Raw genomic sequence first — 12,417 nt, 5'->3', positions numbered from 1 at the left:
AACGGAGGGCACCGACAGGTCAGGCGATTCCGGCCAGCCTCAGCAGCGCCGTGGTCGCGGCCGCGCCGAGGACCACCACGACGAACGGCGCCCTGCGCCAGGCCAGTACGCCGCCCGCCAGCACCCCGGCCGGCCGCGCCCACCCTGCGAAGCCACCGTCCTCGGTCAGCGCCCCCGTGGCCAGCAGGGCGACGAGCAGGACGACGGCCCCGGCCGAGGCCAGCTCCTGCACCCGGGCGGGTATCTCCACCCGCCCGTGCAGCACCGGTCCCACCAGCCGGAACGCGTACGTGCCGAGGGCCAACGCGAGGATCACGGCGACGGTGGCGTTCATACCGCGGCCTCCACGGGCTGTCGGCGATGCAGGAGGAGCCCGGCCAGGGCGAGCAGGACCGGCAGCCCGGCGGGCACGGCGGGCGTGACCGCCAGGGCCAGCGCGGCGCCGAGCAGGGCGCACCGCCGTACCCTCGGGTCCGCGCGCAGCGTGGGCAGGACCAGGGCGACCAGGACCGCGGGGAACGCGGCGTCCAGGCCGTAGCGCGCGGTGTCCCCGAGCGCGCCACCGGCGAGCGCGCCCGCCGCCACCCCGGTGTTCCACACGGCGAACAGCCCGAGCCCGGAGATCCAGAACGCCCTGCGCTGCCGTACCGGATCGGACTGGGCCAGCGCGAAGGCCACCGTCTCGTCGGTGACCAGATGGGCGCCGAGGAAGCGGGCCGCGCGGCCGGTGCCGAGGATCTCGGCGACGGCCAGGCTGAAGGCGGCCGTGCGGGTGTTCAGCAGCAGTCCCGTCGCCGCGGCGGCGACCGGACCGCCCCCGGCGAGCAGAACGCCCACCGCGCTGAACTGGGCCGAACCGGCGTACACCACCAGGGACATCAGTACCGGCACCCACATCGGCAGCCCGCCCGCCACGGAGACGGCGCCGAAGGAGACGCCGACGATGCCGCTGGCGAACCAGACGAGCGAACTGTCGCGCAGCAGGGACATGTCAGTGGTCGACGGTGGTCGTGTTCGCTGTACCGAACGCATGTTTTCTACAATGGAACCGAGGACTGCCGTCCGTCAAGCCGAACGATCATACCGATGGAGCGAACGCCATGGCCGAGCCGTCTCCCCGGACCCCCGCCCGGCTCCCGCTGGAGTGGATCGCCGCCTCGCTCAAGCGTGAGCGCGCCCGCACCGGCCTGTCCCTGTCCGAGCTGGCCAAGCGTGCCGGAATCGCCAAGTCCACGCTCTCCCAGCTGGAGGCGGCGAGCGGGAATCCGAACGTGGAGACGCTCTGGGCGCTCGCGGTCGCGCTGGAGGTGCCGTTCAGCGCGCTGGTGGAGTCGCCGGTGCAGAGCGTCCAGGTGATCCGGGCCGGCGACGGTCCCGAGGTCGCCTCGGGGCAGGCGACCTTTGCCGCCACGCTGCTGTCCGCGAGCCCCCCGGGGGCCCGGCGGGACATCTACCGCCTGCGCGCCGAGCCCGGTGCGGCCCGCGTGTCGCGACCGCACATCCCCGGCACGGTCGAGCATCTGATCGTCGGCGCGGGCCGGTTGAAGGCGGGCCCCGCCGGTGAGGAGGCGGAACTCGGCCCCGGTGATTACATGACGTATCGGGGGGACGTCCCGCACGCGTACGAGGCGCTGGAACCGGGCACGGCCTTCATCCTCGTCATGCAGCACACGTAAACGCGGGCGAGCGGGGGCGAACGCCGAGAATTCGCCGGGTATTCACCGACGGCCGGGCGGGAAAAGGCAGGAGCCCCGTCGCCGGAACGGCGTGGGGCTCCTTGGGTACTGCTCTCAGGTTCTGCGATCAGGCAGTGATCAGACGGGGGTGACGTTCTCCGCCTGCGGACCCTTCGGGCCCTGCGTCACGTCGAAGCTCACCTGCTGGTTCTCCTCGAGGGAGCGGAAGCCGGTGGCGTTGATCGCGGAGTAGTGAACGAAGACGTCGGGGCCGCCGCCCTCCTGGGCGATGAAGCCAAAGCCCTTTTCGGCGTTGAACCACTTAACGGTTCCGGTAGCCATAAGCCCTCCTTGGGCTCAAAAGGGTTGCCCTGCTCCAGAACCTGCACGTGCGAAACGGTGCTGCACAACTGCATTCGTCTGAAAACGACGAGAGCCCGCGGTCACATGCTCCGCAGGCTCTGTACTGCAAGGGAAACCAAACTGCAACTTGCGGCGAGCCTAGCACGCGGGCAGCCGAAAGCAATAGAGGTCAAGATCACGTCACCCGAATGTTTGAACATCCAGTGGGCCATTTGACGGTGCGGCGTCGGTGGGGTCGGTCCCGGCACCGTACAGCACGGGGTCTAGTCTCGCGATGTGGACAATTCTCGCACCCGGCCGCGCGTCGGTCACATCCAGTTCCTGAACTGCCTGCCCCTGTACTGGGGGCTCGCGAGAACCGGCACCCTACTCGACTTCGAGCTCACCAAGGACACCCCGGAGAAGCTCAGCGAGCGGCTGGTGCGCGGCGATCTCGACATCGGCCCCGTCACACTGGTCGAGTTCCTGCGCAACGCCGACGACCTGGTCGCCTTCCCGGACATCGCCGTCGGCTGCGACGGCCCGGTGATGTCCTGCGTGATCGTCTCGCAGGTCCCGCTCGACCGCCTGCACGGCGCCCGCGTCGCCCTCGGCTCGACCTCCCGCACGTCGGTCCGCCTCGCCCAGCTCCTCCTCGCGGAGCGCTACGACGTGGCGCCGGACTACTACACCTGCCCGCCCGACCTCAGCCTGATGATGCAGGAGGCGGAGGCGGCGGTGCTGATCGGCGACGCGGCGCTGCGGGCGAACCTGCTGGACGGCCCGCGCTACGGCCTCGAGGTGCACGACCTCGGCGCGCTGTGGAAGGAGTGGACCGGCCTGCCGTTCGTCTTCGCCGTCTGGGCGGCCCGCCGGGACTACCTGGAGCGCGAGCCGCTCATCACCCGTCAGGTCCACGAGGCCTTCCTCGAATCCCGCAACCTCTCCCTGGAGGAGGTCGCCAAGGTCGCCGAGCAGGCGGCCCGCTGGGAGGCCTTCGACGAGGCGACCCTGGCCCAGTACTTCACCACCCTCGACTTCAGCTTCGGCACGGCCCAGCTGGAGGCCGTCGCCGAGTTCGCCCGCCGTGTCGGCCCGACGACCGGCTTCCCGGCCGATGTGAAGGTGGACCTGCTGGCGCCGTAGAGCCGGCAGTCCACGCCGGCTCCCGCTCAAATCCCTTTCCCCGGTGCCCTGTTCGATTACCGTGAGGCTGTTGATCGAGTCCAGGGAGGGGATCTGATGCGTCGCTACGGCGTCGTGTTCGCGGCAGCCGCGGTCACTGCCGCGCTGACCATGACGGGTGCTTCGTCCGCTTCGGCGGCGACCGAGGTCAAGAGCTGCACCACGTCCGACGGGGGAGCCCTCGGCGCGATGATATGGAACTGGAAGAGCAGGAAGGAGATCGCCGTCCAGCAGACCGTCGTGGACAAGGCGGCGGACAGCGCCTACGTACGGGTCCGGCTCGACATCACGACGGGCAAGGGCGACCGCTACGACTACCCGTGGCACAACAACCGTGACGGCAAGGGCAAGAGCAAGTCCTTCCCGGGAACCGCCACGCACAAGGACGGCATCGTCAGCGCGCGCATCCAGGTCGAGGACGTCAGGGGATCCAGCCCACTGGCCACCTGTTGCAGCGGCAAGACGTACAACCCCTACTACTAGGGCAGCATAGGGATTCACACGCAGTCACGGGCCGGTCCTGGAAGCAGCCGGGGCCGGGCCCGGGTGTCCGGGGATGCCGGGGGGCCGGATGAGCGCAGGGGTGCCGGCGGCCGTTGCCGCGCTGTGGGGGGCACTCGTGGGCGCCCTGCTGCCCCGCGCCGCCTACCGCTTCGCCGTACCGTCCGGTGAGCACTGGCGGGACCGCTGCCCGAACGGCCATCCGATCCGCGGCTGGATCGGCCGGGTCGCGTGCGGCGCCTGCGCGGGAGAGGCCCGCCGTATGCACGTACCCGCCGCCGTCCCCGTCTCCCTCGTGACTGCCCTGACCTGCGCCGCGCTCGCCGCCGCCACCGGCACCCGGCCGGAGCTGGCGGTCTGGCTGCTGCTCGCGCCCGCCGGAGTGCTGCTGGCCGTGGTCGACCTGAGGGTGCAGCGGCTGCCCGACCCGCTGACCCTGCCCCTCGCCGCGGCCGCCCTCGCCCTGCTGGGCCTCGCCGCGCTGCTGCCCGAGCACGCCGGCCACTGGCTCACCGCGCTGTACGGAGCCCTCGCGCTCGGCGCCGGCTACTGCGCGCTCCACCTCGTCAACCCGGCCGGCATGGGCTTCGGCGACGTGAAACTGGCCGTGGGGATGGGCGCCGTCCTCGGCTGGTACGGCTGGTCCACGCTCCTGCTCGGCACCTTCGCCGGTTTCCTGCTCGGCGCGCTGTACGGCGGGGCCCTCGTCGTCGTACGGCGCGCGGGCCGCAGGACGACGATCCCGTTCGGCCCGTTCCTGCTGGCCGGCGCCCTCACCGGGCTGCTGATCGGCGCGTACGCGGCCTGAGGTCCGGCACGGAAAACGGCTGGCGTAGGCTGGTTCGGTCCGTCCACAACCTCCCCGAAAGGGACGCCCTGGTGACCGAGAAGGCCGACCTCCAGTCTGTCCTCGACCGTGCCGCCGCCGGTGGGCGGATCACCCCGGAAGAGGCACTCGACCTCTACCGCGACGCCCCGCTGCACGCGCTCGGCGCCGCCGCCGACGCCGTACGCCGCCGCGAGTACGCCGGTGTCGAGCACATCGCGACGTACATCATCGAGCGCAACATCAACTACACGAACGTGTGTGTCACGGCGTGCAAGTTCTGTGCCTTCTACGCGGCCCCCAAGGACAAGGACAAGGGCTGGACCCGCGACCTCGACGACATCCTGCGCCGCTGCGCGGAGACGGTCGAGCTGGGCGGCACCCAGATCATGTTCCAGGGCGGCCACCACCCGGACTACGGCGTCGAGTACTACGAGAAGCACTTCAAGGCCATCAAGGACGCCTTCCCGCAGCTGGTGATCCACTCCCTCGGCGCCTCCGAGGTCGAGCACATGGCCCGGATCTCCGGTGTGCCGGTCGAGGAGGCCATCACCCGGATCCACGAGGCGGGCCTGGACTCCTTCGCCGGCGCCGGCGCGGAACTCCTGCCCGAGCGCCCCCGCAAGGCCATCGCGCCCCTCAAGGAGAGCGGCGAGCGCTGGCTGGAGATCATGGAGACCGCGCACAGGCTGGGCGTGGAGTCGACGTCCACGATGCTGATGGGCACCGGCGAGACGAACGCCGAGCGCATCGAGCACCTGCGGATGATCCGGGACGTCCAGGACCGTACGGGCGGCTTCCGCGCGTTCATCCCGTACACCTACCAGCCCGAGAACAACCACCTGAAGGGCCGCACCCAGGCCACCCTCTTCGAGTACCTGCGGATGATCGCGATCGCCCGCCTCTTCCTCGACAACGTCCGGCACATCCAGGGCTCCTGGCTCACCACGGGCAAGGAGGTCGGCCAGCTGTCGCTGCACTACGGCGCGGACGACCTCGGCTCGATCATGCTGGAGGAGAACGTGGTCTCCTCGGCCGGCGCCAGGCACCGCTCCAACCGCCTGGAGATCATCGACCTGATCCGCAAGGCGGGCCGCGTGCCGGCGCAGCGCGCGACGACGTACGAGCACCTCGTCGTCCACGACGACCCGGCGAACGACCCCGTGGACGAGCGGGTGATGTCCCACATCTCGTCGACGGCCATCGAGGGTGGCACGGCCCATCCCGAACTGAAGCTGCTGGCATCCAACTGAGCCGACCGCTCCCGCCGTGCTGACGATCCACACCGACTCCAGGGGCCACGCCCTCGCCGTCGAGGGCGAGCTCATCGCGGGCGCCGGTCCGCTGGAGGAACTGGTCGCCGCGTACCCGCACGCGCGCGTCCGCACGTGGCCCGGCATTCTCACGCCCGGATTCGTCAACCCCCATGGCACCGAGCTGCTGGAGGAGACGTACCACCCGGATCCCCGGGAGGCCGACGAGCTGGGCACCGCACCCCTGACGGGCGACGCGCTCGCCGGGCTCGCGCTGGACGATGCCCGCTGGGGTGCGAGCGCACGGCGCGGAGTGCAGCGGATGCTGGCGCACGGCACGGTCGCGGCGGCCTGCGCACCGCTGCGCAACCGCGCGGTGCGGGACGCCGTGGGCCGCACCGGGCTGGTGCTCGCGGGCCGGTCGGTGCGCCCTGGAGGTGTTCCCTCCCTCGACCCCCTCGCTTCCGGTCTGCCCCCCGTGGTGCCGCCCGCCCGCGACCCGGGTTCCGCCGCCCGGTTCGCGGTGTTCGACGTCCGCGACGAGGCCGAACTCACCGAGCGCGGAGCCGTCATGTGCGTGGCGACGGTGCTGGCGGGCCGCCTGGTGTTCAGACGCCGCTGACCCCTCGGCCCGCCCTGCCTCCTCCGCCCGCCCCCGAACCCTGGTTCACGCCACTGCAGCCGGTCGCCGCGTCGCCCATGTCCCGGTGTACGACTCGCCGTCCGCGAGGCGCCCGTCCCCGTCCTGCTCCTGTCCCTCGCCCCGGTCCTGGTCCTCTTCTGCTGGATCCTCGGCTGGGTGGAGGACGTCGCGGCACGCAGGAAGCCGAGGCTCCTGCCGTGAGACCGGGCTGCAACAATGGGCGGGTGACCCGCGCTTCCCTGAACAAGCAGCCGCACGAAGTCGCTTCGATGTTCGACGACGTGGCGGAACGGTACGACCTGACCAACGACGTGCTGTCGCTCGGCCAGGACCGGCGCTGGCGCAAGGAGGTGGCGAAGGCGGTCGACGCGCGCCCCGCGCAGAAGGTCCTCGACCTCGCGGCGGGTACGGCGACCTCCTCGCTGCCCTTCGCGCGGACGGGCGCGTACGTCGTCCCCTGCGACTTCTCCCTGGGGATGCTCCAGGTCGGCAAGAAGAAGCACACCTGGCTGCCGTTCACGGCCGGCGACGCGACCAGGCTGCCGTTCAAGGACGACACCTTCGACGCCGTGACGATCTCCTTCGGGCTGCGCAACGTGCAGGACACGGACGCGGCGCTCGCGGAGATGTACCGGGTGACCCGGCCCGGCGGGCGCGTGGTGATCTGCGAGTTCTCGCACCCGACCTGGGCGCCGTTCCGCACCGTCTACACCGAGTACCTGATGCGGGCGCTGCCGCCGGTCGCGCGCGCGGTCTCCTCCAGCCCGGACGCCTACGTCTACCTCGCCGAGTCCATCCGTGCCTGGCCCGACCAGCCCGCTCTCGCCGAGCGGCTGCGCAAGGCGGGCTGGTCGAAGGTGGCCTGGCGCAACCTCACCGGTGGTGTGGTCGCGCTGCACCGGGGCTTCAAGGAGAGCTGAGCCCTCGGCCGGGGGCCGGCGGGGTCCTCAGCGGTTGATCATCTCGAAGGCGTCCCCCGGCTCACCGAGTTCGCGTTGCATTCCGCCCGTCGGCGGCCGCGGGATGCGCGGCTCGCGCACGCCCCCGCCGCCCTCTCCCTCACCGAAGTCGAACCACACGTACACCATCGATTCCCGGGGCACCTCGGCGCCGGGCTGCGGGTACTGGCGTACGACGTAGTCGACGACCGCGAGATGGAAGTCCGGGCGGTCCGGCGCATTGAGGAACAGGCCCTGCGCCCGGGCCGTTTCGCGCGCGTCCACGGCCATCAGTCCGACCAGCCGCGGCACGCGCACTTCGGGTGTTTTGGGTGTTATGCGCACAGATGTCACCCCCAGCGGTACTGGAAGGGTAACTCCCGCGCGCCCCGCCCGGAAGGCGCCGGTGTCTTTCCGTAGCAGTGGACTACTCTGCGTGATCGGAAGTCCGGTCGAGAGCGAGCCGGAAGCAGAGGGCCCGCTCGTCCAGGTTGGGATGCGGGTAGGACTCCGCGGGCTCCATGCCCAGCCGCCGGGTCACCGCGATCGACCGCTCGTTGCCCGGCCGGACCATCGCCACCACCTGAGGCACCCCGGCCGCCCGCACCCGCCGCAGCGTCTCGCGCGCGGCCGCGGTGACATACCCCTTGCCCCAGTGCGCCCGGCCCAGCCGCCAGCCGATCTCTATCTCGCCGGCCGGCCCCCAGGCGGGCTGCCAGGGCTGCGCTCCGGTGAAGCCGATGACCTCCCCGGACCCGTCCAGCATGGTCCACAGGCAGAAGCCGAGTTCGGCGTCGTGCCGTCGCTGCCGCGCGGTGAGTTCCTCGTAGACCGACACGGCGGCCGGCCTGCCGCCGTAGAACTCCATGACCTCGGGGTCGTCGAAGACCCGGTGCCAGGCGATGGCGTCCTCATGGGTGGGGACGCGCAGCCGTACCGCGGGGAGAGGTCGGTTCACAGGGCAGCCCTTCAGCCGGGTGATCAATTCTGCTGAATAGACTGCCCATGTCCAGTGCCGGTCGGCACGCAGATTTCTAACTTGGGGAGATCCCGCCGTGACCGTCGTGAAGGAGCCCCTCTCCGAGAACACCGCCGACGTGATCGTCGTCGGCGCGGGGCCGGCCGGCTCCACGACCGCGTACCACCTCGCCAAGGCCGGTCTCGACGTCCTGCTCCTGGAGAAGACCGAGTTCCCGCGCGAGAAGGTGTGCGGCGACGGCCTCACCCCGCGCGCGGTCAAGCAGCTCGTCGCCATGGGCATCGACATCTCCGAGGAGGCCGGCTGGCTGCGCAACAAGGGCCTGCGCATCATCGGCGGCGGCTCCCGCCTCCAGCTGGACTGGCCGGATCTCGCCGCATACCCGAACTACGGACTCGTCCGCAAGCGCGACGACTTCGACGAGCAGCTCGCGCGCAACGCCCAGAAGGCCGGCGCACGTCTCTACGAGCGCTGCAACGTGAGCGGCCCGGTCCTCGACGACCGCACCGGCCGGATCACCGGCGTCACCGCCAAGCTCGGCGAGGAGAAGCGCGAGGTCACCTTCCACGCGCCTTTGGTGGTGGCCGCCGACGGCAACTCCACCCGCCTGTCCCTCGCGATGGGCCTGCACCGCCGCGAGGACCGCCCGATGGGCGTCGCCGTCCGGACGTACTTCGAGAGCCCCCGCCACGACGACGACTACCTGGAGTCCTGGCTGGAGCTGTGGGACCGCCGCGGCCCCCAGGACCGGCTGCTGCCCGGCTACGGCTGGATCTTCGGCATGGGCGACGGCACCTCGAACGTCGGCCTCGGCGTGCTCAACACCTCCGCCTCCTTCAAGGAGCTGGACTGGCGCGAGATCCTCAAGGCCTGGTGCGCCTCCATGCCCGAGGACTGGGGCTACACCCCCGAGAACATGACCGGCCCCATCCGCGGCGCCGCCCTCCCCATGGCCTTCAACCGCCAGCCCCACTACACCCGCGGCCTGCTGCTCGTCGGTGACGCCGGCGGCCTGGTGAACCCCTTCAACGGCGAGGGCATCGCCTACGCCATGGAGTCCGGCCAGATCGCCGCCGACGTCATCGTGCAGGCACACGCGCGTGCCACGCCCGCACAGCGCGAGATCGCCCTGCAGCGCTACCCGCGCGTCCTCAAGGACACCTACGGCGGCTACTACACGCTCGGCCGCGCCTTCGTGAAGCTCATCGGCAACCCGAAGGTCATGCAGATCGCCGCCCAGCGCGGCCTCACGCACCCGGTGCTGATGAAGTTCACCCTCAAGCTCCTGGCGAACCTCACCGACCCCACGGGCGGCGACGCGATGGACCGCATCATCAACGGCCTGAGCAAGGTGGCTCCCAAGGCCTGAGCCCCTACCGGGCCCGGCTCAGCTCCTCGGCCCGGGCGGCCCGGCGGGCGAACACCTCGTCCCGCCGGTCCGCCATCTGCCGCAGAGCGTCCTTTTTCTCCCGGTTGGAGAGCCGGTCCAGGTAGAGGTATCCGTTGGTGTGGTCGGTCTCGTGGATGAGGCAGCGCGCGAAGTACCCCGTGCCCTCGACGACGACCGGAGCGCCGTCCTTGTCCTGACCGCGCACGACGGCCCGGTCCGGACGCGGTACGGCCATCACGGCCCCCGGTACCGACAGACAGCCCTCGTCCTCGTCCAGCAACCGTCGCTCGCGAGTGGGCGTTTCGATCACCGGATTGACGACGTGCCCGACATGTCGGACACCATCGTCATCGGGGCAGTCGTACACGAACAGCCGCAGACCGACCCCGACCTGATTCGCCGCCAGCCCCGCGCCTTCGGCGGCGTACAGGGTGAGGAACATGTCGTCGATGAGTGCGGCGAGGTCGGGCCCGAACTCCGTGACGTCCCGGCACGGCTTGTGCAGGACCTCCTCGCCGGCCTCCGTGATCCGGCGCACCGCACCGCGCCCGGCCTCGGGGGCGTGGCGGGGGTAGTGGTCGGCGGGCCTTCCCTGCACGAACACGCGTGGCATCGCGCGGTCTCCTTCGCTCATGGACGGACCGCCGGCCGGCGGCCCGCGCCGAGCATGTCAGGAACACCGCTCTGACGCGCCGGGAACGACGCAAGGACCGCTGCCCCCGAGCGGCGGCGGTCCTGTGCGTGCGAGAGGTGTGCGGTGCGTTCAGAGCACCCGCACGGCGCCGGTCGGCGGGTCGTACGACAGCGGGTGCTCCCCGACACCGCTCGACGGGTTCTGCGCGCCGACGAACATACCGTCGCCCACGTACACCGCGACGTGGTAGGCGCTGCCCGCGCTGCCCCAGTACAGGATGTCGCCCGGCTGCAGGTTGCTCAGCGACACCTGGGTGCCGGCCGTGGACTGGTCCTGGGAGACGCGCGGCAGGCTGACGCCCACCTGCTTGAAGGCCGTCTGCACCAGGCCGGAGCAGTCGTACGCCGACGGGCCGGTGGCGCCGGAGACGTACGCCTTGCCGATCTGCGCCTTGACGAAGGCGACGATGGCCGCGGCCGAACCGGTGGCCGTGGAGGTGCTCGTCGAGCTGCCGGAGTCGGTGGCCGCGAGGGTCGTGCGCGCCGCGTTGCGCGAGGCGCGCTCGGCGGCGGCCTTGCGGGCGGCCTCCTCGGCCTTCTTCTTGGCCTCGGCGGCCTTCTGCTTCGCCTCGGCGAGGTCCGCCTTGGCCTGCTTCGCGGCCTTTGCGGCGGCCGCGTCACGCTCGGCCTGCAGCTGGTAGTTCGCGGCTGCCTGCTGGGTGGCGTCCGCGGACTGCGCCGCCTGAGCGGCCAGGTCGGCCGTCAGGGTGGGCAGTTCGAGGGTCTGCGTCACCGGCTCGGCGGCGTTCGCCGAGCCCGACGCCCCGGCGACTGCCAGGGTGCTGAGGACGCCACCGGCAACTCCGGCCCGCATCGCGAGAGACGACGCGCTGCGGCGGGGCTTCCGGTGGCTGCGTATGTGAGCGGTGTGGGACATGGGAACAACCGGTATCAGGGGCTCCTTCATATCTTCAAGAAACGTGTGCTGCGCCACAGTTGCTCAATCGAGACTGAGAATCCCGGGCGTGTCGCTCTTTATTGACGCCGTAACGGACATTGCGGACGCCGGTGATCAAGGCCTTGATCACGGTCTTTGATCATTACGCCCGAATTGCCCCCCACCTACCATCGGTTGGGGTCGTTGGCCAAGCCCGGTTCTCAGAGGCCTCTCATTAATGTGGCGGAGGTCACGGAACGGTCACCGGAAGCGCTGCGTCTCGTGTGCGCCGAGCTCGTGAACGCGTGCACGCACCCGGACCCTCGTCCACATCGCATCCCACACCTCCCCCTGACGTGTGAACGCGGCCCTCTATCAGGCGGCCGCGTCCAACGCCAATTTGCATGCAGCGGAACTCTCTTGATATGGAGACGACCCCTCCGGCCTGCGAAAACAAACAAGAATGTCACTTCTGGTGATCAACTGAACGCTTCGCGTATGAAGATCACTCATCATCCGACTTCATGATCCTTCGTCAGGTGGTGGAGATCACAAAGCTTGTGTAATACCCCGTGTCGCAGATCACAGAGCGGCGGGCATAAGATGCGAGGCAGTTGGGCTTGTGACCTGCTTCACATGTTCTCGATCTTGCCCGGGACGAGCGGGACTCGGGGGACCGGTGAGGCGGGTGTGAGCCCAGTGCAACCGCCAGCAGTCAGCGCCGACTGAGAGGAGCGAGGAGCGGTGAACGCGTATGCGCCCATCCTCGTACTGGGAGCCCTCGGGGCAGGCTTTGCGATCTTCTCCGTGGTCATGGCCACGCTGATCGGTCCGAAGCGGTACAACCGCGCCAAGCTCGAGGCCTACGAGTGCGGTATCGAGCCGACCCCCACGCCGGCCGGCGGCGGGCGCTTCCCCATCAAGTACTACCTGACGGCGATGCTCTTCATCGTCTTCGACATCGAGATCGTCTTCCTCTACCCCTGGGCCGTCACCTTCGACGCCCTGGGGATTTTCGGGCTCGTGGAGATGCTGCTCTTCGTGCTCACCGTCTTCGTCGCGTACGCGTACGTATGGCGGCGCGGCGGCCTGGAATGGGACTGAGGGGCCTTTG

Annotated in this window: 16 protein-coding genes; 9 read left to right on the top strand and 7 right to left on the bottom strand. The window is 70.3% G+C overall.

What is annotated here, in order from left to right:
- Positions 1-19: 19 nt before the first annotated feature.
- Together AB0D93_RS26045 and AB0D93_RS26040 are read right to left on the bottom strand one after the other, a co-directional pair.
- Positions 20-334: an AzlD domain-containing protein gene (locus tag AB0D93_RS26045; RefSeq protein ID WP_362123609.1), complete on the bottom strand. Its 315-nt coding sequence runs from the start codon at positions 332-334 to the stop codon at positions 20-22.
- A complete protein-coding gene (locus tag AB0D93_RS26040; RefSeq protein ID WP_362123606.1) occupies positions 331-1,032 on the bottom strand; it encodes an AzlC family ABC transporter permease in 702 nt (233 codons plus the stop codon). The genes AB0D93_RS26045 and AB0D93_RS26040 overlap by 4 nt, the downstream gene beginning before the upstream one ends.
- A gap of 68 nt (positions 1,033-1,100) precedes the next feature.
- Here AB0D93_RS26040 and AB0D93_RS26035 point away from each other — a divergent pair, with 68 nt between their 5' ends.
- Positions 1,101-1,676, top strand: a complete 576-nt coding sequence (locus AB0D93_RS26035; protein ID WP_362123603.1) for an XRE family transcriptional regulator — start codon at positions 1,101-1,103, stop codon at positions 1,674-1,676.
- Between the two features lie 138 nt (positions 1,677-1,814).
- On the opposite strand, the gene AB0D93_RS26030 is transcribed toward AB0D93_RS26035, so the two are convergent.
- Positions 1,815-2,018 (bottom strand): cold-shock protein, encoded by a 204-nt coding sequence (locus tag AB0D93_RS26030; protein WP_004984723.1) that lies wholly within the window; start codon positions 2,016-2,018, stop codon positions 1,815-1,817.
- Between the two features lie 297 nt (positions 2,019-2,315).
- Between AB0D93_RS26030 and AB0D93_RS26025 the strand changes: the two genes are divergently transcribed.
- From AB0D93_RS26025 to AB0D93_RS26000, 6 genes are all read left to right on the top strand, one after another.
- Positions 2,316-3,164, top strand: a complete 849-nt coding sequence (locus AB0D93_RS26025) for a menaquinone biosynthesis protein (protein WP_362123599.1) — start codon at positions 2,316-2,318, stop codon at positions 3,162-3,164.
- Between the two features lie 96 nt (positions 3,165-3,260).
- The gene (locus AB0D93_RS26020; protein ID WP_362123596.1) at positions 3,261-3,686 is read left to right on the top strand and encodes a hypothetical protein; all 426 of its coding nucleotides are present in this window, start codon (positions 3,261-3,263) and stop codon (positions 3,684-3,686) included.
- Positions 3,687-3,774: 88 nt separating this feature from the next.
- Positions 3,775-4,512: an A24 family peptidase gene (locus AB0D93_RS26015; RefSeq protein WP_362123593.1), complete on the top strand. Its 738-nt coding sequence runs from the start codon at positions 3,775-3,777 to the stop codon at positions 4,510-4,512.
- Between the two features lie 71 nt (positions 4,513-4,583).
- A complete protein-coding gene (gene mqnC, locus AB0D93_RS26010) occupies positions 4,584-5,783 on the top strand; it encodes a cyclic dehypoxanthinyl futalosine synthase (protein ID WP_362123590.1) in 1,200 nt (399 codons plus the stop codon).
- 16 nt (positions 5,784-5,799) lie between these two features.
- Positions 5,800-6,405 carry a hypothetical protein gene (locus AB0D93_RS26005; protein WP_362123587.1) on the top strand — a complete coding sequence of 202 codons (606 nt, stop codon included), beginning with the start codon at positions 5,800-5,802 and terminating at the stop codon, positions 6,403-6,405.
- 245 nt (positions 6,406-6,650) lie between these two features.
- A complete protein-coding gene (locus AB0D93_RS26000; protein ID WP_362123584.1) occupies positions 6,651-7,346 on the top strand; it encodes a demethylmenaquinone methyltransferase in 696 nt (231 codons plus the stop codon).
- A gap of 27 nt (positions 7,347-7,373) precedes the next feature.
- Here the strand turns inward: AB0D93_RS26000 and AB0D93_RS25995 are convergent, their stop codons facing one another.
- Positions 7,374-7,682 carry a PASTA domain-containing protein gene (locus tag AB0D93_RS25995; RefSeq protein ID WP_362123581.1) on the bottom strand — a complete coding sequence of 103 codons (309 nt, stop codon included), beginning with the start codon at positions 7,680-7,682 and terminating at the stop codon, positions 7,374-7,376.
- Positions 7,683-7,791: 109 nt separating this feature from the next.
- Positions 7,792-8,322 (bottom strand): GNAT family N-acetyltransferase, encoded by a 531-nt coding sequence (locus AB0D93_RS25990; RefSeq protein WP_362123578.1) that lies wholly within the window; start codon positions 8,320-8,322, stop codon positions 7,792-7,794.
- 97 nt (positions 8,323-8,419) lie between these two features.
- On the opposite strand from AB0D93_RS25990, the gene AB0D93_RS25985 reads away from it, so the two are divergent.
- Complete coding sequence (locus AB0D93_RS25985) at positions 8,420-9,712, top strand: geranylgeranyl reductase family protein (RefSeq protein ID WP_362123575.1); 1,293 nt, start codon at positions 8,420-8,422, stop codon at positions 9,710-9,712.
- 4 nt (positions 9,713-9,716) lie between these two features.
- On the opposite strand, the gene def is transcribed toward AB0D93_RS25985, so the two are convergent.
- Positions 9,717-10,346 carry a peptide deformylase gene (gene def / locus AB0D93_RS25980; RefSeq protein WP_362123572.1) on the bottom strand — a complete coding sequence of 210 codons (630 nt, stop codon included), beginning with the start codon at positions 10,344-10,346 and terminating at the stop codon, positions 9,717-9,719.
- Positions 10,347-10,496: 150 nt separating this feature from the next.
- Positions 10,497-11,303 (bottom strand): C40 family peptidase, encoded by an 807-nt coding sequence (locus tag AB0D93_RS25975; protein WP_362123569.1) that lies wholly within the window; start codon positions 11,301-11,303, stop codon positions 10,497-10,499.
- 744 nt (positions 11,304-12,047) lie between these two features.
- On the opposite strand from AB0D93_RS25975, the gene AB0D93_RS25970 reads away from it, so the two are divergent.
- On the top strand, positions 12,048-12,407 hold the full coding sequence (locus AB0D93_RS25970) for an NADH-quinone oxidoreductase subunit A (protein ID WP_003992243.1): 360 nt from the start codon (positions 12,048-12,050) through the stop codon (positions 12,405-12,407).
- Positions 12,408-12,417 lie beyond the last annotated feature (10 nt).

The sequence above is a fragment of the Streptomyces sp. NPDC048191 genome, from assembly GCF_040652655.1.
Lineage (GTDB): Bacteria > Actinomycetota > Actinomycetes > Streptomycetales > Streptomycetaceae > Streptomyces.
Note: the sequence above shows the minus strand (reverse complement) of the source record. Positions and strands in the feature narration are given on the sequence as shown.